19 protein-coding genes and 1 pseudogene are annotated in these 23,920 nt (G+C 70.8%); 16 read left to right on the top strand and 4 right to left on the bottom strand.

What is annotated here, in order from left to right:
- Window positions 1-69 precede the first annotated feature (69 nt).
- Complete coding sequence (locus tag QMK30_RS23605; protein ID WP_283520305.1) at window positions 70-834, top strand: response regulator transcription factor; 765 nt, start codon at window positions 70-72, stop codon at window positions 832-834.
- A 112-nt stretch (window positions 835-946) separates the two neighbouring features.
- Here the strand turns inward: QMK30_RS23605 and QMK30_RS23600 are convergent, their stop codons facing one another.
- Complete coding sequence (locus QMK30_RS23600) at window positions 947-1,954, bottom strand: TauD/TfdA family dioxygenase (protein WP_283520304.1); 1,008 nt, start codon at window positions 1,952-1,954, stop codon at window positions 947-949.
- Between the two features lie 428 nt (window positions 1,955-2,382).
- Here QMK30_RS23600 and QMK30_RS23595 point away from each other — a divergent pair, with 428 nt between their 5' ends.
- From QMK30_RS23595 to QMK30_RS23555, 9 genes are all read left to right on the top strand, one after another.
- Window positions 2,383-3,975, top strand: a complete 1,593-nt coding sequence (locus QMK30_RS23595; protein WP_283520303.1) for an FAD-binding oxidoreductase — start codon at window positions 2,383-2,385, stop codon at window positions 3,973-3,975.
- Window positions 3,976-4,041: 66 nt separating this feature from the next.
- Window positions 4,042-4,701 carry an NAD(P)-dependent oxidoreductase gene (locus tag QMK30_RS23590; protein ID WP_283520302.1) on the top strand — a complete coding sequence of 220 codons (660 nt, stop codon included), beginning with the start codon at window positions 4,042-4,044 and terminating at the stop codon, window positions 4,699-4,701.
- A 108-nt stretch (window positions 4,702-4,809) separates the two neighbouring features.
- Window positions 4,810-6,015, top strand: coding sequence for a pyridoxal phosphate-dependent aminotransferase (locus QMK30_RS23585; protein WP_283520301.1), 1,206 nt, complete (start codon window positions 4,810-4,812; stop codon window positions 6,013-6,015).
- 29 nt (window positions 6,016-6,044) lie between these two features.
- Window positions 6,045-7,226: a LeuA family protein gene (locus QMK30_RS23580; RefSeq protein ID WP_283520300.1), complete on the top strand. Its 1,182-nt coding sequence runs from the start codon at window positions 6,045-6,047 to the stop codon at window positions 7,224-7,226.
- A gap of 99 nt (window positions 7,227-7,325) precedes the next feature.
- Complete coding sequence (locus QMK30_RS23575) at window positions 7,326-7,643, top strand: chorismate mutase (RefSeq protein ID WP_283520299.1); 318 nt, start codon at window positions 7,326-7,328, stop codon at window positions 7,641-7,643.
- Window positions 7,644-7,650: 7 nt separating this feature from the next.
- Window positions 7,651-8,511 (top strand): prephenate dehydratase, encoded by an 861-nt coding sequence (gene pheA, locus QMK30_RS23570; RefSeq protein WP_283520298.1) that lies wholly within the window; start codon window positions 7,651-7,653, stop codon window positions 8,509-8,511.
- A gap of 159 nt (window positions 8,512-8,670) precedes the next feature.
- The gene (locus tag QMK30_RS23565) at window positions 8,671-10,005 is read left to right on the top strand and encodes a class II 3-deoxy-7-phosphoheptulonate synthase (protein ID WP_283520297.1); all 1,335 of its coding nucleotides are present in this window, start codon (window positions 8,671-8,673) and stop codon (window positions 10,003-10,005) included.
- Between the two features lie 219 nt (window positions 10,006-10,224).
- Window positions 10,225-10,431: an AfsR/SARP family transcriptional regulator gene (locus QMK30_RS23560; protein WP_283520296.1), complete on the top strand. Its 207-nt coding sequence runs from the start codon at window positions 10,225-10,227 to the stop codon at window positions 10,429-10,431.
- Window positions 10,432-10,642: 211 nt separating this feature from the next.
- Window positions 10,643-11,125, top strand: a complete 483-nt coding sequence (locus QMK30_RS23555; RefSeq protein ID WP_283520295.1) for an AfsR/SARP family transcriptional regulator — start codon at window positions 10,643-10,645, stop codon at window positions 11,123-11,125.
- 122 nt (window positions 11,126-11,247) lie between these two features.
- On the opposite strand, the gene QMK30_RS23550 is transcribed toward QMK30_RS23555, so the two are convergent.
- Complete coding sequence (locus QMK30_RS23550) at window positions 11,248-13,533, bottom strand: molybdopterin oxidoreductase family protein (RefSeq protein WP_283520294.1); 2,286 nt, start codon at window positions 13,531-13,533, stop codon at window positions 11,248-11,250.
- Between the two features lie 128 nt (window positions 13,534-13,661).
- Window positions 13,662-14,408, bottom strand: coding sequence for a SanA/YdcF family protein (locus tag QMK30_RS23545; protein ID WP_502963208.1), 747 nt, complete (start codon window positions 14,406-14,408; stop codon window positions 13,662-13,664).
- Window positions 14,409-14,442: 34 nt separating this feature from the next.
- Between QMK30_RS23545 and QMK30_RS23540 the strand changes: the two genes are divergently transcribed.
- The 3 genes from QMK30_RS23540 (at window position 14,443) to QMK30_RS23530 (ending at window position 17,624) form a co-directional block, all read left to right on the top strand.
- A complete protein-coding gene (locus QMK30_RS23540) occupies window positions 14,443-15,084 on the top strand; it encodes a GNAT family N-acetyltransferase (RefSeq protein ID WP_283520292.1) in 642 nt (213 codons plus the stop codon).
- A gap of 154 nt (window positions 15,085-15,238) precedes the next feature.
- Window positions 15,239-16,108, top strand: coding sequence for a sirohydrochlorin chelatase (locus QMK30_RS23535; RefSeq protein WP_283520291.1), 870 nt, complete (start codon window positions 15,239-15,241; stop codon window positions 16,106-16,108).
- Between the two features lie 211 nt (window positions 16,109-16,319).
- On the top strand, window positions 16,320-17,624 hold the full coding sequence (locus tag QMK30_RS23530) for a deoxyguanosinetriphosphate triphosphohydrolase (RefSeq protein ID WP_283520290.1): 1,305 nt from the start codon (window positions 16,320-16,322) through the stop codon (window positions 17,622-17,624).
- Here QMK30_RS23530 and QMK30_RS23525 read toward each other — a convergent pair.
- A complete protein-coding gene (locus tag QMK30_RS23525) occupies window positions 17,596-18,612 on the bottom strand; it encodes an ArsR/SmtB family transcription factor (protein WP_283520289.1) in 1,017 nt (338 codons plus the stop codon). The genes QMK30_RS23530 and QMK30_RS23525 overlap by 29 nt on opposite strands.
- A 431-nt stretch (window positions 18,613-19,043) precedes the next feature.
- Between QMK30_RS23525 and QMK30_RS23520 the strand changes: the two genes are divergently transcribed.
- From QMK30_RS23520 to QMK30_RS23510, 3 genes and pseudogenes are all read left to right on the top strand, one after another.
- The gene (locus QMK30_RS23520) at window positions 19,044-20,306 is read left to right on the top strand and encodes an NAD(P)/FAD-dependent oxidoreductase (RefSeq protein ID WP_283520288.1); all 1,263 of its coding nucleotides are present in this window, start codon (window positions 19,044-19,046) and stop codon (window positions 20,304-20,306) included.
- 46 nt (window positions 20,307-20,352) lie between these two features.
- On the top strand, window positions 20,353-22,260 hold the full coding sequence (gene dnaG / locus QMK30_RS23515; RefSeq protein WP_283520287.1) for a DNA primase: 1,908 nt from the start codon (window positions 20,353-20,355) through the stop codon (window positions 22,258-22,260).
- Window positions 22,261-22,387: 127 nt separating this feature from the next.
- A pseudogene (locus QMK30_RS23510) lies at window positions 22,388-23,663 on the top strand (RNA polymerase sigma factor).
- Window positions 23,664-23,920: the final 257 nt, after the last annotated feature.

Here is a 23,920-nt window from a genome sequence, read left to right as displayed (position 1 = left end):
CCGCTTCGCGCTCCGGGGAGAGCTGAGAGGGAGGCACTCAGCCTCCTGGACACAACGGGGGAGAGCATTGTGGAAACTCGTATTTTCGACGACGACTGGTTCGCCAATGGGAGCGTGGCCGAACCGGAGGCCCGCATTCTGCTCGCCGACCAAGATCCGATTTCCCGGCATGTACTCGGCGGAGTGGTGCATCGCGCCGATCAACTCCGGCTCGTGGCCAGCGTGGACGTCCGCCAGCCCCTCCGGGAATGGCGGCTCGAACAGGTCGATGTGGCGGTCCTGGGGGTGGGCCACAACTGCGATCCGGTCGACACGATCCGCGAGCTCGTCGCCACCAAGATCCAGGTCCTGCTCATCGGGGTGGGCTGGACCAGGAGCAAGCTCGACGCTGTCTTCCAGGCCGGCGCGAACGGCGTCCTGACGAAGGACGCCCGCATAGGAGGTCTCGCGGCGGCCGCGCGTGCGGTGGCCTCCGGCCACACCGTGCTCTCCCCCGACCTGCATGAGCTCTACCGCTCCCCTTCCGGGCGCCGCCTCCCGCCGCCGTCGGCGACGGCCCAGGTCGTGCCGGTCGGCCGCGAGACGACCACTCAGCGGCTGCTGAGCGCGCTCACCGACCGGGAGCGCGAGGTGCTCGCACTGCTCACCGACGGGCTGTCCACCGCCGAGGCGGCGGCCCGTCTCCACGTCTCGGCGGCGACGATCAAGAGCCATATCTCGCACACCCTCACCAAGCTGGGTGTACGCAACCGACTGGAGGCCGTCCTCCTGATGCAGGGGGTGCAGGGCATGCGGGGCGCGACCGCGTCCCTGCCGGTGGCCCAGCCCTCCTGATCCCAGCCCTTCAGATCCCGATCCCGATCGAGATCCCGAGTCCCGATTCGCGGGAGGGGTCGCACGCTCCCCGTCGAGCGTGCGACCCCGGCCCGTGGCCGGCCTCCGACTGCTAGTCGCCCACCCGGCCACGGACACCGTCGATCCACCGGTCGGCGTGCTGCTCCGCGTTGGCCTCGTTACGGAACGCGTACGTCTTCAGCAGCCAGCGCGAGCGGGCCCGCTCCGGATCGTTGACCTCGACCTTGTCCCTGCTGTGCAGACCGTCCTGGTTGGCGAAGGAGAACAGGTCGCCCGTGACGATCCGGTGGCGCTTCTTGTCGGCCCTCACCAGCGCGTTCTTCAACGCGATCAGGGCGTCCTTGGCCTCCGGCGGGCTGTCGGGGGCCACCCTGGTGTGGGTGTCCAGGTAGCGGATGCTGTGCTCGCGCTCCAGGATCGGGTGCGCCTCGGAGACCGTCAGGCTCTGGTTGTTGTCCCGGGAGAAGACGTCGAACGGTGTGATGAAGTACGGCTTGCGCAGGAGCTCCTGCTCCTCGGCCGTCAGATGGTTCAGCAGGCTGCGGCCCTCGACGAACCCGGTGTAGATGAAGTCGCCCTCGGGGCACCGCATCCCCACCAGGGTGATGAAATCGGCGCGCACCGGGTGCGCGGTCCGGTCGTTGTGGAAGACGAGCTCGCCGTCGCTGAACCCGGTCTGCTTGCCGCTGTAGCGGTTGATCGCGACGACATCGGTGAAGAAGTCCCCGTTGAACCGGGTGTCGTACGCGAGCAGCGGTGTACCGGCGAGCTGCCCGAACAGCTCCAGCAGCGCCTCGCCCACGAAGGTCTTCTTCTTCGCGTACTTGTCCGCCAGCGGGTCGTCGTGGTCGAGCGCCGGCACGACCGGGTCGATGGGGCAGTTGCGCAGAACATGGGCGTCCGACAGTCCGGCCTCGCGCTCCGCGCGGATCCCGGCGACGGCCTCGGTGAAGGAGACCGGGATGTCGCCGCGGTCCACCAGGTCGGCCACCGAGCGGGAGAAGGACGGGTAGTCCTCGTACGGGCTCTTGGTCACCGATGCCAGAGCCGAGGCCAGCTCTTCGCGCTCGGTGTCGGTGAGCTCATGAAAAGGCTGCATGACTCGATTTCTCCCAAATCACTGGACGTCAGTTCGCGATTGATTCTGCTGTCCCACCACCGGGTCGCGTCATCGGCCGATGGATGAATTGAACGAGGCCGTCTCCACCTTCGGTGGAGCGAACCGCTCCCAAAGGTGGAGGCTCATCTCCGCCTTGTTCGGGAGATGTAGGCCACCCTGCTGAGTTTCAAAACAATTCTTGACTCCGGGGCCTGGCCATTGCTTTCATCAATGGGTGCGCGGCGGCGAGGGAGCCGCCGACGGGGGGAGTTCCGGTGAAGTGGTCGAGGGGGTCGCTTCACCGGGCGGGCAATGGGGCCGGCAGAAGAACTCTCCGCTGTTTCGGTTATTCGCACGTATTCCGAACGAGCGTCGACATAATTCAGGCTGATGCAGCCGGAGAGGTTTCAGGTACAACCGTGGGAACGATGAACAGGCGGAGCGATGTTGCCGGCCCAGTGGCGGAGAGCATCGGGGGAAAGGCCATCACCACCGTCCTGCCGGGGGACGACCGCTACCAGGAATTGACTGTCGGACACAACACACGCTGGGTCGGCACACCCGACTCCGTCAAGGTGGTCCACACCACCGGCCAGGTGGTGCAGGCGGTCCAGGAAGCGGTCAACGCGAACAAGCGCGTCGCGGTGCGGGGCGGCGGGCACTGCTACGCCGACTTCGTCTTCAACTCCGCGGTCAAGACGGTCATCGACATGACCCAGCTGGACGAGGTCTCCTACGACCCGTTCACCAAATCCTTCGTCGTGGAGGCGGGTTCGACCCTGCTCCACGCCTATCAGGCGCTCTACAAGGGTTGGGGCGTCTCGCTGCCCGCCGGCCTGTGCTACTCGGTCGGCATCGGCGGCCACATCTCCGGCGGCGGCTTCGGCCTGCTGTCCCGCCAGTACGGCGTCACCGTCGACCACCTGTACGCGGTCGAGGTCGTCACCGTCGACCGGCAGGGCAGGGCCAGGTGCGTCATGGCCACTCGGGAGAAGCGCGACCCCAACCGTGAGCTCTGGTGGGCGCACACCGGCGGTGGCGGCGGCAACTTCGGAGTCGTCACGCGCTACTTCTTCCGCTCGCCCGACGCCACGGGCTCGGTCCCGGCCGACCAGCTGATGACCCCGCCCAAGGACGTGTACCTGAGCGCGGTCGCGTTGCCCTGGGCCGACTTCGACAAGGAGAAGTTCACCGCGCTGGTGACGCGTTACGGCGACTGGCACGAGCGCAACAGCACGGTCGAGTCACGCAGCCACGGCCTGACGAGCCTGCTGGTGATGAACACCAGGGCCGACGGCGTCATCGGCGTCATCACCCAGCTCGACGCCTCGGTACCCGGCGCCCAGCAGCTGATCGAGGACTACCTCGGGGAGATCACCTCCGCGGCCGGAGTCACCGCCCAGCCGTTGACCCAGTCAGTCGGTGAGCAGGGACCGCTGCCGGCATTCTTCACACCGCGCAAGCTGCCCTGGCTGACCTCCGTCCGGATGCTCGGCACGAACAATCCGGAGCTGACCAACCCGACCCTGCGCTCGGCCAACAAGTCGGCGTACCACCGCAAGGGCTTCACAGCCGCGCAGGCAGGGGTGCTCTACAAGCACCTGACCCGCCCCGACTTCACCAACACCGTCGCCAACATCATGCTCTTTGGCTACGGCTCGAAGGTGAACACCGTGCCCGAGGAAACCACCGCGTGCGCACAGCGCTCCTCCATCTTCAAAGCGCTGTACGCCACCCAGTGGTCAACGCCCGCGGATGACGCCAAGAACACCGCCTGGCTGCGTGAGGTGTATGGCGAGGTGTACTCCGCCACCGGCGGCTACCCGGTGCCCAACGCGAGCACCGACGGCTGCTACGTGAACTACCCGGACATCGACATCACCGACCCCGCGCAGAACACGTCCGGGGTGCGCTGGTCGACGCTCTATTACAAGAACCACTACGCGCGCCTTCAGCAGATCAAGAAGGCGTACGACCCGAGGAACGTCTTCCGGCACTCACAGTCCGTCGAACTGCCGTAGCGGGTGTCCGGCGGATCTCCGCCGGACACCCCCGGCCGGCCCACCACAGACAGGAACGGAAATCCCATGTCCAAGAAGCTCGCCTTCTTCGGTGCCAGCGGCACGTTCGGCTCACGCATCCTCACCGAGGCGCTGAACCGCGGCCACCAGGTGACCGCGGTGGTGGTGGACCTCGCCGACCTGAGCGTCACCCACCCCAACCTGACCATCACCACCGGCGATGTGCTGGACGCCCACTCGGTCGCGAAGGCCGCCGAGGGCAAGGACGCCGTCGCCTCGGCCGTCGGCGGCGGCTACACCGACGGTAAGGCTCACGCGGCCTTCGTCCGCAGAGCCGCCGAAGCCCTGGTGGAGGGGGTGCGACTGCTCGGCGACGACGCACCGCGCCTCATCTCGATAGGCGGCGCCGGCTCCCTCAACACCCCCGACGGCAAAAAGGTCTGGGACACCGAGGGGCTGCCGGAGCTCGTCGTGCAGGTCATGCGCGGTCAGGGGGCCGCCCTCGACTACCTGCGCACCGTCACCGACGTGAAGTGGACCCACTTCTCGCCGGCCGCCCAGATCGAACCGGGCGAGCGTACGGGCACCTACCGGCTCGGCCTCGACGACCTGGTCATCGGCCCGGACGGCAACAGCCGCATCAGCGCCGAGGACTACGCCGTCGCGTTCGTCGACGAGATCGACGAGCCGAAGCACATACGGAAGCGCTTCACCGTCGGCTACTGAACAGCACCGGCCGGACCACAACAGACCACCAACCACAGTCGACCACCAGCCACAGGCGACCTCACCGCAAACCACCAATCACAGCAGACCGCCAAGGGGGAAGTCCCAGTGAAGAGCCGCATCGCGTCCCGGCTTGCCGGCCTGGAGAGGTCGGCCACGGTCGCCCTGCTCGACCAGGTCCACGCCCTGCGGGCGCAGGGCGTCAAGGTGCTCGACCTCAACGGCGGGGAGCCGGACTTCGCCACCGCGGACCACATCGCGGCCGAGGCTACCGAGGCGCTGCGCGAGGGCTTCACCCACTACACGCCGAGCCGCGGTCTGCTCGCCCTGCGCGAGGCCATCAGCGAGAAGCTGGCGAAGGACAACGGTCTCGACGCGGACCCCGCGACCGACATCGTCGTCACCCCGTCGGCGAAGCACGCCCTGTTCATCTCGCTGATGGCGATCCTCGACCCGGGGGACGAGCTCATCGTCCCCACACCGAGCTGGGTCAGCTACGGCTCCATGGCCCGGCTCACCGGTGCCAGGTCGGTCGCGGCGGAGCTGAGCGCGGACGACGGATTCCGGATCACCCGGGAGCTTCTGGAGAGCCGGGTGTCGAAGCGCAGCAAAGCCGTCCTGATCAATACACCGAACAATCCGACCGGCCGCGTGCTGACCCGCGAAGAGGCGCGGGACGTGGCGGAGTTCGCCGTCGCGCACGATCTTTTCATCGTCGCCGACGAAATCTATGAGCAGATCCGGTACGACAACGCCGAGCATCTCAGCCTGGCCGCGTTCCCCGGCTGCGCCGAGCGCACTCTCACGGTCAATGGATTCTCCAAGGGGTATGCCATGACCGGCTGGCGGCTCGGCTATGTCGCGGGCCCCACGGACGTCGTCGGCCAGGTGCTCAAGGTTCAGGAACACACGGTCGGCTGCGCCGGGTCGTTCGTCCAGCGCGGGGGCCTGGCGGCACTGACCGGCAGCCAGGACGTCGTACGGGACATGCTCGACGCGTACACGGCTCGCCGTGAGCTGATAGTCGCCGGGCTCAACTCACTTCCTGGGGTGGGGTGTTCGAGCCCGCAGGGAGCCTTCTACGCCTTCGCGGACATCCGGGGCACCGGTCTCGGATCCAGCGAGGAGTTCGCCGCGTGGGCGCTGCGCGATGCGGGCGTGGCACTGACTCCCGGATCGGCCTTCGGCCCCGGGGGAGAAGGCCACGTCCGGCTCTCCTTCGCCACCTCGCGGACCACGGCCGAAGAAGCGGTCGACCGTCTTTCGTCGGCCCTGCTGGAACAGCGCGACCGCGAGAAACGCCACTTGGCGTAAGTCATGAAGTAACCATGGGGGAAACAGAAATGTCCGAACAGCGTGCCACTCGACGTATCTCCGTATTCGACACCACTCTTCGCGACGGTGAGCAGGCTCCCGCGAATGCGATGAACCCGCAGCAGAAACTGGATCTCGCCCTGCGGATCGAGGCGCTCGGAGTGGACTCCGTCGAGGCGGGATTCCCCGCCTCCTCGCCCAGCGACTTCGAAGCCACCCAGCTCATCTCCAAAGAGTTGTCGAAGGCCCGCTTCGCCACGTTCTCGCGGACCGTACGACGGGATGTGGAGACGGCGGTGGCGGCCGGCGGCACGGTGAACCACGAGGTGCAGATGGTCGCCACCGGCAGCGATCTGCACCTGAAGTACAAGCGGGGCATCACCCGCGAGCAGTCCGTCGCCGAGGTCGTCGACACGGTGGCCTTCGCCCGGTCGCTCGGCATCGAGCACATCTCCGTCGGCATCGAGGACGCCACCCGCAGCGAGGACAACTTCCTGCAGGCACTCACCGAGAGCGCGGTGGAGGCGGGCGCGAACTGCATCATCATCGCCGACACGTCGGGCTGCACCACCCCGGACCAGTTCGGCACGCTGATGGGCAAGATCCGCCGCTGGGCCCCGGCGCCCATCCGGCTGTCCACGCACTGCCACGACGACTTCGGTCTCTCCCTGGCGAACGCCCTCGCGGGCATCGAGGCCGGAGCCGACGAAGTCCAGGCGACGCTCGGCGGCATCGGCGAACGGGCGGGCAACACCGCGCTGGAAGAGCTGGCCGGCGTACTCGCGTACAAGCAGGACCACCTAGGGGTGCACACGGACATCGACATCGCCGCCATGTACGACGCGTATACGGCGCTGCGCGAGGTCATCAAGCTGGAACAGCCGCGCAACAAGGCGATCTTCGGGACCTACGCGTTCGGCACCACCGCGGGCATCCACCAGCAGGGCATCCTCGCCAACCCGGAGACGTACGAGTACGTGGAGCCCTCCCGGTTCGGCCGCGAGCGGTCCCTGCTGATCGGGCGGCACTCCGGCCGGGCCGTACTGCGCCATGTGCTCGGGCAGTTGGGCGTCGAGGTTGACGACACGCACCTCAACGAGCTCTACCGTGTGCACATCGCCGAGCGGACCGGCGGCGACTGCGAGGACCTGGGTGTCGTCAAGGAACGTCTGGCCCACGAGCTCGGCCTCGTGCCGGCACTGGCCTCCTGAGCCCGGCGCCGCCCCACTCCAGGCCCGACGGCCCGAGAGCACAAAAGGCCAATGGGTCCCAAGTATCGATCTCCAAGCATCAGTTCCGAGGAGAACCCTGTGCCCAGCACCATCGCCGGACCCCATACCGGTGTGCCCGAAACCGCCCCGGGAGCGGACGACGCCGTCGCCACCGTGGTCCGGCTCCGTCACCGCATCGACGAGACCGACGGGCAGCTGATCGAGCTCATCGAGCAGCGCATCGCCCTGTCCACGCAGATCCAGACGGTCCGCAAGGCGACCGGCGGACCCCATCTGGCGCTCGCTCGCGAGGCCCAGATCATCAGCCGCTACCGCACCACACTCGGCCGCCTCGGCACCGAGGTCGCGATGCTCGTGCTGCGGTTGTCCCGCGGCAGTGCCAAAAGCAGCCGGTGAGGGCCCGATGACCTACGCCTACCTGGGCCCCCGAGGCACCTTCGCGGAGGCCGCCCTGGGGATGCTGCCCGAGGCCGGGGGCCGACGGTGGGAGCCGTACGCCACCGTCGGCGCGGCACTGGCCGCGGTGCGCGACGGCACGGTCTCCACCGCCGTCGTGCCGCTGGAGAACTCGGTCAGGGGCGTCGTGCCGGCTACCCTGGACGAGCTGGCGACCGGGCGGTGCGAGCTGCACATCGCAGCCGAGATCGAGCTGCCCGTCTGCTTCGCGCTGATGGCCGAACCCGGCACGGAACTGTCCGACATCGAGCGCGTGCGGAGTCACCCGCACGCCCATGCGCAGTGCCGCCAGTGGCTGTCGAGCAGACTGCCGGACGCCCAGGTGCTGCTGTCCACCTCGACGGCGGGAGCCGCCAGGGACGTCGCCGAGTCCGGTGCGCCGGGCGACGCGGCCATCGCCGCACCGGTCGCCGCTGAGCGCTACGGCCTGGAGGTCCTGGCGACCGGCATCGGCGAACGGGACGACGCGGTCACCCGGTTCGTCGCCCTGCGCAGGGCGGGCCCCGCGTCGGCGCCCACCGGCCATGACCGCAGCTCCTTCTTGCTCCCGGCCGACGAGATCGGGGGGCGGCCGGTGGCGGAGGTGCTCGCCGAGTTCCCGCACCGAGGCATCGACGTGACCTGGGTGCAGTCCTGGCCCGCCGGCACCAGCCTCGGCAGCTACCACTTCTTCCTCGACGTGGACGCGCACATCGAGGACCGAGGCGTGGGCCGGGTGCTCATGGCCCTGCACCAGAAGGGGATCAACCTCTGCTTCCTCGGCAGCTACCCGCACGCGCTTCGGACAGGTGATGCCTTTGCGGCATGACGGGCCTGCCAGGTCCTTGCGGCGCACGGCACCGGCGCGCATCACCGGTGCACGGCACCCACAGCAACGCCCCACGGAGAACATTACGCAGCGAAACGTCACACAGAGATACAGAGATGAGGATGGGCGGCGGCCGGTCCGGCCGCCGCCCGGTCGGAAATGAGCCTGTCCCAGATCAATTCGTACCGGTCGTTACCCGCCGCGCAGCAGCCCACCTGGCCGGATACCGAGGCCCTCCACGGCGTACTCACCGAACTGCGCTCCTACCCGCCGCTCGTCTTCGCCGGCGAGTGCGATCTGCTGCGCGAGCGGCTCGCCTCGGTCGCCAAGGGCGAGGCCTTCCTGCTCCAGGGCGGTGACTGCGCCGAGACCTTCGACGGGGTCTCCGCCGAGCAGATCCAGAACAAGGTGAAGACCCTGCTCCAGATGGCCGTCGTCCTGACCTACGCGGCCGCCGTGCCGGTGGTCAAGGTCGGCCGGATCGCAGGCCAGTACTCCAAGCCCCGCTCCAGGCCCACCGAGACACGCGACGGTGTCGAACTGCCCGCGTACCGCGGGGACTCCGTCAACGGGATCGAGTTCACCCCGGAGTCCCGCAACTCGGACCCGGAGCGGCTGAAACGGATGTATCACGCGTCCGCGGCGACGCTGAACCTCGTCCGGGCGTTCACCACCGGTGGCTACGCGGACCTGCGTGAAGTCCACGCCTGGAACCAGGACTTCGTGGGCCTCTCGCCGTCCGGTGAGCGCTACGAGCAGTTGGCCAGGGAGATCGACAACGCGCTGTCCTTCATCCGGGCCTGCGGGCCCGACCCGGAGGAGTTCAGGACGGTCGAGTTCTTCGCCAGCCATGAAGCGCTGGTGCTGGACTACGAGGCGGCGCTGACCCGGCTGGACTCCCGCAGCGGTGATCTCTACGACGTCTCGGGCCACCTGGTGTGGATCGGTGAGCGCACCCGTCAACTGGACGGAGCGCACATCGAGTTCGCCTCCAGGATTCGTAACCCGATCGGCGTCAAGCTCGGCCCGTCCAGCACGCCCGACGACGCGCTGGCCCTGATCGACAAGCTGGACCCGCGCCGGGAGCCCGGCAGGCTGACGTTCATCACCAGGATGGGCGCGGCGCGGGTCCGCGACCGGTTGCCGTCGCTGGTGGAGAAGGTCACCGCCTCCGGGGCCCAGGTGGTGTGGCAGTGCGACCCGATGCACGGCAACACCTTCTCGTCGGCCAGCGGATACAAGACCCGCAAGTTCGACGACGTACTCGACGAGGTCAAGGGCTTCTTCGAGGTGCACCACGGCCTCGGCACCCACCCGGGCGGCATCCACGTGGAGCTGACCGGCGACCACGTCACCGAGTGCGTCGGCGGTGGCGACGAGATCCTGGACACCGATTTGAAGCAGCGCTACGAGACGGCGTGCGACCCGCGGCTGAACCGCCGGCAGTCGCTCGACCTGGCGTTCCTGGTCGCCGAGATGTACCGCGACCGCTGAGGGGGCGGGGTGGCGGGGCGGGGCCGACCAGCCCCGCGCCGCCACCCGGTCCTCCCGCCCCGCCACGTCCTCCCGTGCCTCACGCCTCGATCGCTCCTCGATCGCCCCGCGGCACGCCACGATCACGCCACGGTCATGAAATGTCTACGCCGGGTAGCCGTCTCATCATTCGCTGTCGTTCGATCGCGGTGGCCCGGAAGGACGGACCACGGGGGAGTGATGGGCGCGCGGTACGAGTTCAAGGTGCTGGGACCGCTGGAGGTCCGGCGGGACGGGCTCGTGGTGTCCACCGGGGCGGCGAAGCTCAGAGTCCTGCTCGCCGACCTGCTCGCCGACGCCATCCGGGTGGTCTGCCTGGACACTCTCGTGAGCCGCCCGTGGGGCGAGGAGACACCCGGCCGGGCCCGCAACACCCTGCAGAACTGACGACCTCGGGGGCAATGGAGTGTGGATCAGCGAGTGGCGTCATGCGGCTTCGCGTCCTAGGCGGAGGAGGGAGGCGACGCGGAGCGTCGTCGACCGACGACAACGCCGGAGGCGGAGTCGCAGGGCGTCGGGAGCCCGCGCACTATTGCCCCCGAGGTCGTAAGTCCTGCGACTGCGCCGCGCCCTCGACTGCCCGGCAGGCGCCGGCCCTGTGCTCACCCACCCCCGCGGCTACCTCGTGGAAGTCGGCCCGGACGCGTTCGGCCCGCACCGCTTCACCGACCTGGTCCGCCGGGGCCGCGCCGCGCTGGGCGAAGGGGCGGCGGCCCGAGCGGCGCCGCCGCTGCGCGAGGCCCTCGGGCTGTGGCGCGGTGAGCCCCTGTCCGACCTGCCCGCCGCCGCGCTCCAGGACATCCTGCCCGGGCTCAACGAACAGCTCCTGGACGCACGGGAGTTGCGGATCGACGCGGATCTGGCGCTGGGCGACCCAGTCGACGTACTGCCGGAACTGCGCACGCTCAGCGAGGCGCACCCCTTGGCGGGAGCACTTCTGGGCCCAGCGGATACCCGCCGGAACCGGGGCAGCCTCAACCCGGGCAGTCGGAACCGGGAGAGCCGCGATCTGGACGGCCGGAACCGGGGCAGCCGGAACCCGCGGCTCATGAGCTGCCCACCGGCAGGTCCGGGCCGGTGATCGTGGCGAACCGGGCGAACGCCTTCATCCGCGGATCGGCGCGCAGGATCGCGCGCAGAGCCGGCCGATCCACGGCGGCGACTGGCTCGGCGGGACTGGCGGGACAGGCAGCGCGGGCGCGCTCAGTCCGCAGGCCCGATCCGTACCGCACACACCTTGAACTCCGGCATCCTTGACGTCGGATCCAACGCCGGATTGGTGAGGTTGTTGGCCCGGCCCTCGCCCGGCCAGTGGAACGGCATGAAGACCGTGTCGTCCCTGATCGCGTCGGTGATCCGGGCGGGCGCGACGGCCCTGCCGCGCCGGGACACCACGGCGACGGGGTCGCCGTCGGCCACCCCGACCCGGTCGGCGAGGCGAGGATGCAGCTCGACGAAGGGGCCGGGCGCGGCCGCGTTCAGCTCCGCCACGCGGCGGGTCTGGGCCCCCGACTGGTACTGGGCGACGACCCGTCCCGTCGTCAGCAGGACGGGGTACTCGGCGTCCGGCTCCTCGGCGGCGGGCCGGTGCACGACGGGAACGAAGCGGGCGCGCCCGTCGGCGGTGGCGAACCTGTCGAGGAAGAGCCGGGGCGTACCGGGATGGACCGCCTCCGGCGCGGCGCTCGCGGCCGGGGCCGGCCCGGTACCCGGCCCGGCGTCCGGCGCAACTCCTTCCCCCGTCCCCGGCGCAACTCCTTCCGCCGTTCTCGGCGCAACTTCCTCGACCGTCCCCGGGGCGCCGCCATCCACCGTCCCCGCCACACCTTCCTCCAACTCCCCCGGTGCCGTGTCCGGGCACGGCCAGAACACGCCGTCCTCGTCGGTGATCCGGCGGTAGGAGATCCCCGAGTAGTCCGCCGGGCCGCCCGCCGACGCGCGGCGCAGCTCCCCGAAGACCTCCTCGGCGTCGGTGGGAAAGCCCTTCTCGTGGCCGAGGAGCCCGGCGATGCCGTGCAGGACCTCCAGGTCCGTCCGTACACCGGGCGGCGGGTCGATCGCCTTGCGGCGCAGCAGTACCCGCCCCTCCAGACTCGTCGTCGTGCCCGTCTCCTCGGCCCACTGGGTCACCGGCAGCACCACGTCCGCGAGCGCCGCCGTCTCGGACAGGACGACATCGGCGACGGCGAGGAAGTCCAGGGAGCGCAGGCGCTGTTCGATGTGGGCGGCGCGGGGCGCGGAGACGACCGGGTTCGACCCCATGAGCAGCAGCGACTTGATGTCGCCGCCGAGGGCGTCGAGGAGTTCGTACGCGCTGCGGCCGGGACCCGGCAGGCTGTCCGGGGCCACGCCCCAGACGCCCGCCACATGGGCGCGCGCTGCGGGGTCGGTGAGCTTGCGGTAGCCGGGCAACTGGTCGGCCTTCTGGCCGTGTTCGCGTCCGCCCTGCCCGTTGCCCTGGCCGGTGAGGCACCCGTATCCGGACAGCGGCCGGCCCGCGTGCCCGGTGGCCAGGCACAGGTTGATCCAGGCGCCGACGGTGTCCGTGCCCTTGGAGTGCTGCTCGGGTCCGCGTGCGGTGAGCACCATGCCGGTGGGCGCGTCGCTGAACATTCTTGCCGCTGTACGGAGTTGGGGCACCGGGACGCCGGTGATGCGCTCCACCATCTCGGGCCAGTGCGCCATCGCGCCCGACCGTGCCTCCGGCCAGCCGCTCGTACGCTCCCGGATGAACTCCTCGTCCGTACCGCCCTCGGCCACCACCAGATGCAGCAGCCCGAGCGCGAGCGCGAGGTCCGTGCCGGGGCGCGGCGCGAGATGCAGGTCGGCCTGCTCGGCGGTCCGGGTGCGGCGCGGGTCGACGACGATCAGCGTGCCGCCGTTCTCCTTCAACTCCGTGAGGTACCTCAGCGCGGGCGGCATGGTCTCGGCCAGATTCGACCCGACGAGGATCACGCAGCCCGTGCGCGGGATGTCCTCCAGGGGGAAGGGCAGACCACGGTCGAGCCCGAATGCCTTCTGGTGCGCGGCTGCCGCCGACGACATGCAGAAGCGCCCGTTGTAGTCGATCTGGGAGGTGCCGAGCACGACCCGGGCGAACTTGCCCAGCGCGTAGGCCTTCTCATTGGTGAGGCCACCGCCGCCGAAGACGCCGACCGCGTCGGGGCCGTGCGCCACCCGGGTGCCCCCGAGGCCCTCCGCGATCTTCGCCAGGGCCTCGTCCCAGGTGGCCGGTTCGAGCGCACCGGTGGCCGGGCGGCGGATCAGCGGCTCGGTCAGCCGCACCCGGGAGGAGAGCACGGCGGGCGCGGTACGGCCCTTGCCGCACAGTGCGCCCCGGTTCACCGGGAAGTCCGTACGCTCCACCACCTCTACGGTGTCGCCCGCGGGCCGCAGGTTCATGCCGCACTGGAGCGCGCAGTACGGGCAGTGGGTCGCGACGGTGGGTGCGGGCTGTCCGGGCGGCGGTGCGGGGGAAGTGCGGGGCATGCCGTCAGCGTGCGTCGGCCGTGTTACGGCGGCGGGCGCACCGGGTTACGCCCCGGGTACGCGGCCCTCCGCCCCGCCCAGGTCACCCCGTGAGGTCGGCCGAAGGGTCAAAAACCCCAGGTGGGTCCCTACTGCCCCGCCAGGGCCAGCGCGTCGTCGACCCCGGGCTCCTGGCGCCCCAGGAACCGCGGATCGGGCTCGATCGTGGCATCGAGCGCCGCCTTGCCGGCCGCGAGGATCTCCCGTACGCCGCCGTAGTACCAGGTCGCGTCCCGCTTGGCGTCGACCCCGACGCCGTACGCGTCGATGCCCGCGGACCGGCACAGCGCGATCGCCCGCCGGATGTGGAAGCCCTGGCTCACCAGCACCGCCCGGTCCACCCCGAAGATCTTCTTGGCGCGTACGCAGGAGTCCCAGGTGTCGAAGCCCGCGTAGTCGCTGACGACGCGGTCGTCCGGCACGCCGTGTCGCACCAGATAGGTGCGCATCGCGTCCGGTTCGTCGTACTCCACCCGGCTGTTGTCCCCGGTGACCACCACGACCTTGACCTTGCCCGTTCGGTACAGCTCGGCCGCCGCGTCCAGCCGGTGCGCGAGATACGGCGAGGGGCCGCCCCGCCACAGCCCGGCCCCGAAGACGACGGCGACGTCCTGCGCGGGGGCGTCGGCGGTGGTGCGGACGCGGCTGTCCGCGACCGCGTGCATCCAGGTCGCGGGCGCCAGCGCGAGCACGCAGCCGAGCATGACCGCTTGCGTCGCGCGGCGCCGGCCGCGCCGGGTCCCCGGTATCGGGCGCAGCCGTTTCCCCCGTCGGACCGCTCTTTTCACGACCGCGCCCGTCGTGCGCTTCGCGCGCTTCGTGCGTGAAAACCGCATGTCAGTGCCCGCCTCCCCCTGCGATGATCCCGGCATGTCCCCTCAATTCTGGCCCCTGTACGGCCTACGGATCATGACGCCACATCTTGAGCTGCGGGTTCCGCACGGGGATGTACTGGACGAACTCGCAGCCGTCGCCGCCGCCGGTGTGCACGACGAGGCGTCCATGCCGTTCTCGGTGCCGTGGACCGAAGGGAGCCCCGAGGCCCGGGGCCTGGCCACCTTCCAGCACGTGCTGGGCACCGTCGCGGGGTGGAGCCCCAAGGCGTGGACGCTGAGCCTCGCCGTACGGCACGAGGGCAGGACGGTCGGCCGGCAGGACCTTGCGACGACCGACTTCGCGGTGACCAGGGAGGGCGAGACCGGATCCTGGCTCGGCCGGGAACACCAGGGCGCCGGCATCGGCACCGAGATGCGGGCGGCCGTGCTGCACCTGGCGTTCGACGGCCTGGGCGCGCGGTACGTCACCTCCGCAGCCATGACGGACAACCCCGCTTCGCTGCGGGTGTCGCAGAAGCTCGGCTACCAGGAGGACGGCCTGACGGTGATCTCCGTGCAGGGCCGGGCGAGGACGCTGCGGCGGCTGCGCCTGAGCCGGGGCGACTGGGAGACGCACCGGACGGTGCCCGTCGAAACAACGGGGCTGGCACCGTGCCGGGAGCTGTTCGGCATCTGATTCGGCATCCAAGGGGTGGCGATCCGCGCGGCGCGCCCGCCGACGAGCGTGTCACCTCCGCCTGACAATGCGGCGACCCGGGCGGTGAGGGCCCGGAAAACACTCGTCATTCCGACGCAACGACGCGGCAACGTCGGCCCGGCAGTATCGGTCCATGACGGAGTCGGCAGCACACCGCGAGTCACTGCCCCTCGACAGTACGGCGCAACTGCTCACCCGCATCACAGCTGAGCTGGGCACCCGGCTCAGCCATGTCTCTCTAAACGGAAGCGGCAGGCACATGACCCCGCCCACCCTCGTCGCCGTCGCCCACGGCAGCCGCGACCCAGGAGCCCTGCGCACCGTCACCACGCTCCTGGAGCGGGTCCGCGAGCTGCGCCCGGGGCTCGACATCAGGCTCGGGCACATCGAGCTGAACGCACCGCTGCTGTCCGACACCCTCGCCGGTGTCGACCGGGGCGACGTCGTTCTCGTACCGCTGCTGCTCGGCCGCGGCCACCACGTCAAGCACGACCTGCCGCAGGCCGCGGACACCGCCCCGCACCTGCGCACCCGCATCGCCGCGCCGCTCGGCCCGCACCCGCTGCTCGTGGAGACGCTGTACACGCGCCTCACCGAGGCGGGCTGGCGCGACGCCGACGGCGCCGACCGGGGCAGTGGCGTCGTGCTGGCCGCCGCGGGCTCCCGGGACCCCGAATCGGCCGGGGACACCCGCCGCACCGCCGCGCTGCTCAGCGAACGCCTCGGCGGTGTCCCCGTCCTCCCCGCCTACGCGTCCGCCGCTTCGCCCACCGTCCCGCAGGCGCTGCGCGCCCTCGCCGCCCGGGGCCGCCACCGGGCCGCCGTGGCCTCGTACTTCACCGCGCCCGGCCGGTTCGCCACCCAGAGCGCCGCCGCCGCACCCTGGCTGGCGGCCGCGCCGCTCGGCGCCCACGCCGCCATGGCCCGGCTGGTCCTGCTCCGCTACGACCAGGCTATCGCCACCCGCCCGGCGATCCCCCTGCGCGCACTCGCGACGGCCTGAGGCCGAGCGACGCCCCCGCGCCCGTTCGCGACCACCCGAAGCCGGGTCCCCGTAACGGCCCCGCGCCGGCTCGTGACCCTCTGGGGCGGCGCCCCCGCGCCCCGGGGCAGTCACGCCCGCCACCACCTCGAACCGCGCGCCGGAAACCGCCGGACCCCACCCTGCCCCGCCTGCGCGTCCGCCTGTCGGCGGCGCCGTTTACTGTCGGGGCATGGAAGGCACTGCACACGACACCCTGTACGACGCCGCCGACACCGATCGCTGGGCCACCGAGCCCGACAAACGGCCCGGCAGGACCGCCTTCCAGCGCGACCGCGCCCGGGTGCTGCACTCCGCCGCGCTGCGTCGTCTCTCGGGCAAGACCCAGGTGGTCACCCCCGGCTCCCGCAGCCAGGTGTGGGACGCCAGCCCGCGCACCCGCCTCACCCACTCCCTGGAATGCGCCCAGGTCGGCCGCGAGCTCGGCGCCGCCCTCGGCTGCGACCCCGACCTCGTCGAGGCGGCCTGCCTGTCGCACGACATGGGCCACCCGCCCTTCGGGCACAACGGCGAGCTGGCACTCAACGACTTCGCCAAGGACTGCGGCGGCTTCGAGGGCAACGCCCAGTCGCTGCGGCTGCTCACCCGCCTGGAGCCCAAGCGGTTCGTGCCCTCGGCGGAGACCGGTGAAATGGTCAGCGTCGGGCTCAACCTCACCCGGGCCGCCCTCGACGCCGCCACCAAGTACCCCTGGGCACGCGGCGGCCACCCCACCGACCCGGCCTCGGTGAAATTCGGGGTGTACGAGGACGACCTGCCGGTCTTCGACTGGGTCAGGCAGGGCGCCCCGCCCCACCGCAAGTGCTTCGAGGCCCAGGTCATGGACTGGTCCGACGACGTGGCGTACTCCGTGCACGACTTCGAGGACGGCCTGCACGCCGGCCACCTCGACCCGAACTATCTGCTCGCCGAGCCCGAGCGCCACGAGATCTTCGACGTGGCCATCGGGAGGTACGTACCGCAGGACACCGCACCCGAGGAGCTGGCGGCAGCCCTGGACCGCCTCCTGGAGCAGGAGTGGTGGCCGCACGGGTACGACGGGTCCGCCGTCGCCCAGGCCCGCCTGAAGGACGCCACCAGCCAGCTCATCGGCCGTTTCTGCCTGTCCGCGGAGGGCGCCACCCGCCAGGCGTACGGCACGGGCCGCCTCACCCGGTACGCCGCGGAGCTGGTCGTCCCGCGCGAGACACGGCACGAGTGCGCCGTCCTCAAGGCCGTCGCCGACCGCTATGTCATGCAGCGCGACGAGCAGGAGCGGCTCCGCGCCGACCAGCGCATCGTCATCGCCGAGCTGGCCGAGGAGCTCACGGCCCGCGCCCCCGAGGGCCTCGACCCCCAGTTCCGCGCCCTGTGGGACTCCGCGCCCGACGACCGGGCCCGCAAGCGGGTGCTCGTCGACCAGATCTCGTCCTTCACCGACGCGGCGGCCCGCTCCCTGCACGCCCGCCTCACGACGCGAACGCCACGCCGTTCATGAGCGCGTCCCCCAGCGTGGTCCGCCGGTGCAGGACATGGCTGCCGCGCCGCTCCGACGCGATCAGCCCCGCCTCCCGCAGCACCGTCGCGTGCCGGCTCGCCGTCGACAGCGTCAGCCGCAGGGTGTCGCCGAGCTGAGTCGTGGTCATCGGCCGGTCCAGTACGTCGAGCACGGCGGCCCGGGTGTGGCCGATGAGATGGGCGACGGGCTGCCCGGCCGCGCCCTCGCCCGCCCCGCCGGTCGCGCGGAAGCGGGCGAGCCAGCCCGGCTCGGGCGTCATCGGATGGACGAGTACCGGCGGCAGCGCCGGATCGGCCAGTGCGATCGGGCGCTGGACGCAGAAGAACGAGGACAGCATGGTCAACGGCCGTCCCCGCAGCTCCAGTTCGCGCTCCACCGGATACGAGGCCTCAAACATCCCGTCGTCCCGCCGCGTCAGCACGGGCCGGTAGGTCGCCAGCAGCCCCTCCGGGCCGTACTCCAGCGCCGCCTCGGCGCGGCCCCGCCGGTCGGCGGCCACCGCAGAAGTGATCGCCTCCTGATACGGCTCCACCGCGACCGCGTAGTAGCGGCGCAGCGCGTCGCCCAGCCGCATCAGCGCCCGTGGGTCCCCCTGCGCCAGCAGCCGGGCGACCGGCGGCACGGGACCGCCCTCGTAGAGCCGGCTGAGCTCGTCGGCGAGCCGGGACACCGGGGTGGACAGCATCCGGTCCACACCCGTCTCCAGATCCGCGATGCCCTGGCCCGGCGTGAGGAAGTCCGGGAAGTAAGCGGCGGAGGGGCACAGCCGGATCAGCGCGGCCACCGTCCTGGTCAGGCCCGCGCGGGTGAGCGCCGCCCGCACCTCGCGGCGCCACGGGTCGAAGACCAGCGCCGCCTGCCGGTTCTGCAGCAGATGCAGGCTGTGCACGATCTCCCACAGCGGGTCGGGCTGCGCGGCCACCCGCAGCCGGTTCAGATCCTCAGTGCTGAAGTGGATGCGCAACATGCGCCCGCACGCCCCGCTCTCTCCCCGCGCCCTGCTCCCTTGTGCAACTCCGGTGCGTCAGAGACTAGTCATCTCCAGGCGGAATGGTGCGGTCCATTTGCGTTGTGCACGAAAGCCCCGCACGTCGTCCATATGGGCGTGACCCTTGAGGAGTGGTGGTTGCGGGCATCAACGGGGGAGACGTCCGCAACCACCGTTTTCATGCCCCCGAGCAGTCTTTCGGCCCATCCGCCTCCGGTGTCCGAGGGCCGGGTCCCAGGGCGGAGCCCCCACACTGCGGCACCGCGAAGTGTCGCAGCGGGAAGAGGCGGGGGCGGGAACAAGCCCACCGCAGGCGCACCGCGCCGCACCCCCTCTTCCCCCATCACCCTCTGTGCGGGACGCTCGAACCCGGCGGCGTAGCGTAGGGGCAGGCACAGAGGAGGCACCAAGTGGTCGACGCAGATCAGACGTTCGTCATCGTCGGTGGGGGACTGGCGGGGGCGAAGGCGGCGGAAACTCTCCGTGCCGAGGGATTCACCGGCCGGGTGATCCTCATCGGCGACGAACGTGAGCATCCGTACGAGCGTCCGCCCCTGTCCAAGGGATTCCTGGTCGGCACCGAGGACCGCGACAGCGTCTTCGTCCACGAGCCCGGCTGGTACGCGCAGGCCGACATCGAGCTGCACCTCGGCCAGACCGTCGTCCACCTCGACCGCGCCACCAGGACGGTCCTGCTCGGCGACGGCGCCACCGTCCGCTACGACAAGCTGCTGCTTGCCACCGGCGCCGAGCCGCGCCGCCTCGACATCCCGGGCACCGGCCTGGCCGGCGTCCACCACCTGCGCCGCCTCGCCCACGCCGAGCGGCTGCGCGGTGTGCTGGCCACCCTCGGCCGCGACAACGGCCACCTCGTCATCGCCGGGGCCGGCTGGATCGGCCTTGAGGTCGCCGCCGCCGCCCGCGGTTACGGCGCCGAGGTCACCGTCGTCGAACCCGAGCCGACTCCGCTGCACCAGGTCATCGGCCCCGAGCTCGGCCAGCTCTTCACCGACCTGCACAGCGAGCACGGCGTGCGCTTCCACTTCGGCGCCCGCCTCACCGAGATCATCGGCCAGGACGGCATGGTGCTCGCGGCCCGCACCGACGACGGCGAGGAGCACCCCGCCCACGACGTCCTCGCCGCGATCGGCGCCGCTCCGCGCACCGCGCTCGCGGAATCCGCCGGCCTCGACCTCTTCGACCCCGCGCACGGCGGCGGCATCGTCGTCGACGCCGCGCTGCGCACCTCGGACCCCGACATCCACGCGGCCGGTGACGTGGCCGCCGCGCACCACCCCCTCCTCGGCGCCCGGCTGCGCGTCGAGCACTGGGCCAACGCGCTCAACAGCGGCCCGGCCGCGGCCCGCGCCATGCTGGGCCAGGAGGTCGCGTACGACCGTGTTCCGTACTTCTTCTCCGACCAGTACGACCTCGGCCTGGAGTACTCGGGCTGGGCGCCCCCCGGCTCGTACGACCAGGTCCTCATCCGTGGCGACGCGGGAAAGCGCGAGTTCATCGCCTTCTGGCTGAAGGACCACCGGGTCCTCGCGGGCATGAACGTGAATGTGTGGGAAGTCACCGAACACATCCAGCAGCTGATCCGCAGCGGGGTCTGGGTCGACGCCGACGCCCTCTCCGACCCCACCGTCGACCTGGCTTCACTGCTCGCCTGAGCGTCGCACCGACAGGAGTGTCCGAGCGCCGCCGTACACTTCACGCGTGGCCGGCAGGATCAACGATGACGACGTGAAGGCGGTTCGGGACGCGGTCCCGATCGACGCCGTTGTCTCCGAGTACCTCCAACTGCGCAGCGCCGGTGGTGGCAACTTCAAGGGGCTGTGCCCCTTCCACGACGAAAAGTCCCCGTCCTTCCAGGTCAGCCCGAGCAAGGGTCTCTTCCACTGCTTCGGCTGCCAGGAAGGCGGCGACACGATCGCCTTCGTGATGAAGATCGATCATCTCTCCTTCTCCGAGACGGTCGAGCGCCTCGCCGCCCTGGCGGGCATCACCTTGCGGTACGAAGAGGGCGGGTACAACCCCACCCACCAGCGCGGAGAGCGCGTCCGCCTGGTCGAGGCCCACAAGGCCGCCGCGGAGTTCTACGTCGAGCAGCTGGACTCCGCGGAGGCCGAGATCGGCCGCAAGTTCCTGGCCGAGCGCGGCTTCGAGCAGAGCGCGGCCCAGCACTTCGGCGTCGGGTACAGCCCGGCGGGCTGGGACCACCTCACCCGCTATCTGCGCGGCAAGGGCTTCACCGACAAGGAGCTGACGCTCTCCGGCATCTCCCAGGAGGGCCGGCGAGGCCCCATCGACCGGTTCCGCGGCCGGCTGATGTGGCCGATCCGCGACATCACGGGCGAGGTCGTCGGCTTCGGCGCGCGCAAGCTCCGCGACGACGACAACGGGCCCAAGTACCTCAACACCCCCGAGACCCCGATCTACAAGAAGTCCCAGGTCCTGTACGGCATCGACCTGGCCAAGAAGGAAATCGCCAAGACCAGCAAGGCCGTCGTCGTCGAGGGGTACACCGACGTCATGGCCTGCCACCTGGCCGGCGTCACCACCGCCATCGCCACCTGCGGCACGGCCTTCGGCGGCGACCACATCAAGATCCTCCGTCGGCTGCTCATGGACAACGCGTCGGCCGAGGTCGTCTTCACCTTCGACGGTGACGCGGCGGGGCAGAAGGCCGCGCTGCGCGCCTTCGAGGACGACCAGAAGTTCGCCGCCGAGACCTCCATCGCGATCACCCCGGGCGGCATGGACCCCTGCGACCTGCGCCTCGCACAGGGCGACGCGGCCGTGGCGTCCCTGGTCGAAACGCGCACGCCGCTCTTCGAGTTCGCGATCCGCCACGTCGTGTCCCGGCACAACCTGGAGACCCCGGCGGGGCGGGCCGCCGCCCTCGACGAGGCCGCGCCGATCGTCGCCAACATCAAGAACATCGCGATCCAGCACGAATCCGCCGTCCAGCTCGCCGGGATCCTCGGCATCATGGACATCCAGTTCGTGATCAAGCGCGTCGCGCAGCTGGCCCGTTGGGCCCGTGACCGTGGCGGCCGGGGACCCACCGCCCCCCAGGGCCGGCGCCCCGTTCCCGCGCAGGACCTGGGCGGCGGCCACCCGGGCCCCTCGGGCCCCGCGCTGAATCTGCGCAGCCCCGCCCACCGCACCGAGCGCGAGCTGCTGAAGCTCGCCCTCCAGCGCCCCGACCTGGTCTCCCCGGCCTTTGACGCCTACGGGATCGACGAGTTCACCGCCCCGCCGTACGCCGCGGTGCGCCAGACCATCGAGGACGCCGGCGGCGCCGAGCAGGGCGTCGTCGACCCCTCCGACTACCTGACGCGGGTGCGGGACACCGCGCCCAACGACACGGTGCGCGCCCTGGTCACCGAGCTCGCCGTCGAAGCGATCATGCGCAAGACCGTCGACGACATCTACGCGGGCATGCAGTTGGTCCATGTCAGGCTGCGTGCGGTCGACCGCCGCATCCTCGACGTCCAGGGCACCTTCGCCCGCCTTGGGCCGCACGTGGACCCCGAGCACCTGGCCGCCGTACAGAGCGAGCTGTGGGTCCTCCAGCAGTACGGCGAGGCCCTGCGCAACAACGGAGCGGCCGCGCTCTGAGGGCAGTGCCCTGCGGCCCCACGAGTCACCCCGCGGCTCCTGCGTGACCGGCAGGTCACGGACCGGACTCAAAAAGTCACCGCACGCCCCTCGTGGCGGTGATGTGTCGTACCCCACACTGGTTGCGGTGCCGGAGTCCTCGGAGCGCGGCCGGCCCACGCCGAGTGGGCCACACACCCGCGGATCCGCTCTTTGTGTACGGGACGGACGGCGGCCCGGTCGCCGCCACCGTTCCGTTGCCGCACGCCCCCGAACCGGCAGCGATCACCCTGGAGGTCGCCCCCGTGCAGACCCAGACTCAGACCTTGAAAGACGCCGATGCCGACGCTGATGTCGCCGTCATTGCCAAGGTCCCTCCGCAGAGCCGGGGCGTACACCACCCCGAGGCCGAGCCCGCAGAAACCGAGGCCGAAATCCTCGTGGACGACCCGGCCGACACCCCCGAAAAGCCCGAAGTGACCGAGCGGCGCAACAGCCGCACCGACACCGGCGGACCGTCCTCCGACCTCTTCCGGCAGTATCTGCGCGAAATCGGCCGCATCCCGCTGCTCACCGCCGCCGAGGAGGTGGACCTGGCCCGCCGGGTCGAAGCGGGCCTGTTCGCCGAGGAGAAGCTCCGTACCGTCCCCGATCCGGACTCCCGGCTCGCGGTGGACCTCGACAAGCTGGTGGTCATGGGCCGGATGGCCAAGCGCCGTCTGATCGAGGCGAATCTGCGCCTCGTCGTGTCCGTCGCCAAGCGCTACGTCGGCCGCGGCCTGACCATGCTCGACCTGGTCCAGGAGGGCAACCTCGGCCTCATCCGCGCCGTTGAGAAGTTCGACTACGCCCGCGGCTACAAGTTCTCGACGTACGCGACGTGGTGGATCAGGCAGGCGATGTCGCGGGCGCTGGCCGACCAGGCCCGCACGATCCGGGTCCCGGTCCATGTCGTCGAGCTGATCAACCGGGTGGTGCGCGTCCAGCGCCGGATGCTTCAGGAGCGAGGCTACGAGCCGACGCCCCAAGAGGTCGCCACCCACCTGGAGTTGACCCCCGAGCGGGTCAGCGAAGTCCTGCGCCTCGCCCAGGAACCGGTGTCGCTGCACGCGCCCGTGGGCGAGGAGGACGATGTCGCCTTCGGCGACCTCATCGAGGACGGCGACGCGGCGTCCCCCGTCGAGTCGGCGGCGTTCCTGCTGCTGCGGGAGCACCTGGAGGCGGTGCTCTCCACGCTCGGCGAGCGCGAACGCAAGGTGGTGCAGCTCCGCTACGGGCTGATGGACGGGCGGCCCCGGACGCTGGAGGAGATCGGGCGGATCTTCGGCGTGACGCGCGAGCGGATCCGCCAGATCGAATCCAAGACCCTGAACAAGCTCAGGGACCATGCGCTCGCGGACCAGCTACGGGGTTACTTGGACTGAGGCGGTGCGGGGGCGCGGGCGGGTGTGGGCGGGCGGGCCGCTGCGCGCGGGGCTGTCCCCACCCCGCCTCTTCCCGAGGCCGGGGAGACTCCCGGCCCCCCCAGACCCCCGGCCCCGGCCCCTCCGGCCCCCCGGACGCCCTGCGGGCGTGTCCTCAATCGCCGGACGGGCTGAGTTCGTTCCCGGAAGCTGCGCATCTTCAGCCCGTCCGGAGGACCGAGACCGGCAGGCGAAGCTGCCCCGCGCCCCTACCCCGC

Origin of the sequence: Streptomyces sp. H27-C3 (assembly GCF_030063415.1) — a bacterium.
Lineage (GTDB): Bacteria > Actinomycetota > Actinomycetes > Streptomycetales > Streptomycetaceae > Streptomyces.
Note: the sequence above shows the minus strand (reverse complement) of the source record. Positions and strands in the feature narration are given on the sequence as shown.

Coding starts and splice junctions, on each gene's coding strand:
- QMK30_RS23525 (WP_283520289.1), bottom strand. CDS start 18,612: ATGTTGCGCATCCACTTCAGCACTGAGGATCTGAACCGGCTGCGGGTG.
- QMK30_RS23550 (WP_283520294.1), bottom strand. CDS start 13,533: ATGCCCCGCACTTCCCCCGCACCGCCGCCCGGACAGCCCGCACCCACC.
- QMK30_RS23535 (WP_283520291.1), top strand. CDS start 15,239: ATGACGGAGTCGGCAGCACACCGCGAGTCACTGCCCCTCGACAGTACG.
- QMK30_RS23540 (WP_283520292.1), top strand. CDS start 14,443: ATGTCCCCTCAATTCTGGCCCCTGTACGGCCTACGGATCATGACGCCA.
- QMK30_RS23560 (WP_283520296.1), top strand. CDS start 10,225: ATGGGCGCGCGGTACGAGTTCAAGGTGCTGGGACCGCTGGAGGTCCGG.
- QMK30_RS23580 (WP_283520300.1), top strand. CDS start 6,045: ATGTCCGAACAGCGTGCCACTCGACGTATCTCCGTATTCGACACCACT.
- pheA (WP_283520298.1), top strand. CDS start 7,651: ATGACCTACGCCTACCTGGGCCCCCGAGGCACCTTCGCGGAGGCCGCC.
- QMK30_RS23545 (WP_502963208.1), bottom strand. CDS start 14,408: ATGCGGTTTTCACGCACGAAGCGCGCGAAGCGCACGACGGGCGCGGTC.
- QMK30_RS23565 (WP_283520297.1), top strand. CDS start 8,671: ATGAGCCTGTCCCAGATCAATTCGTACCGGTCGTTACCCGCCGCGCAG.
- QMK30_RS23590 (WP_283520302.1), top strand. CDS start 4,042: ATGTCCAAGAAGCTCGCCTTCTTCGGTGCCAGCGGCACGTTCGGCTCA.
- QMK30_RS23595 (WP_283520303.1), top strand. CDS start 2,383: ATGAACAGGCGGAGCGATGTTGCCGGCCCAGTGGCGGAGAGCATCGGG.
- QMK30_RS23600 (WP_283520304.1), bottom strand. CDS start 1,954: ATGCAGCCTTTTCATGAGCTCACCGACACCGAGCGCGAAGAGCTGGCC.
- QMK30_RS23530 (WP_283520290.1), top strand. CDS start 16,320: ATGGAAGGCACTGCACACGACACCCTGTACGACGCCGCCGACACCGAT.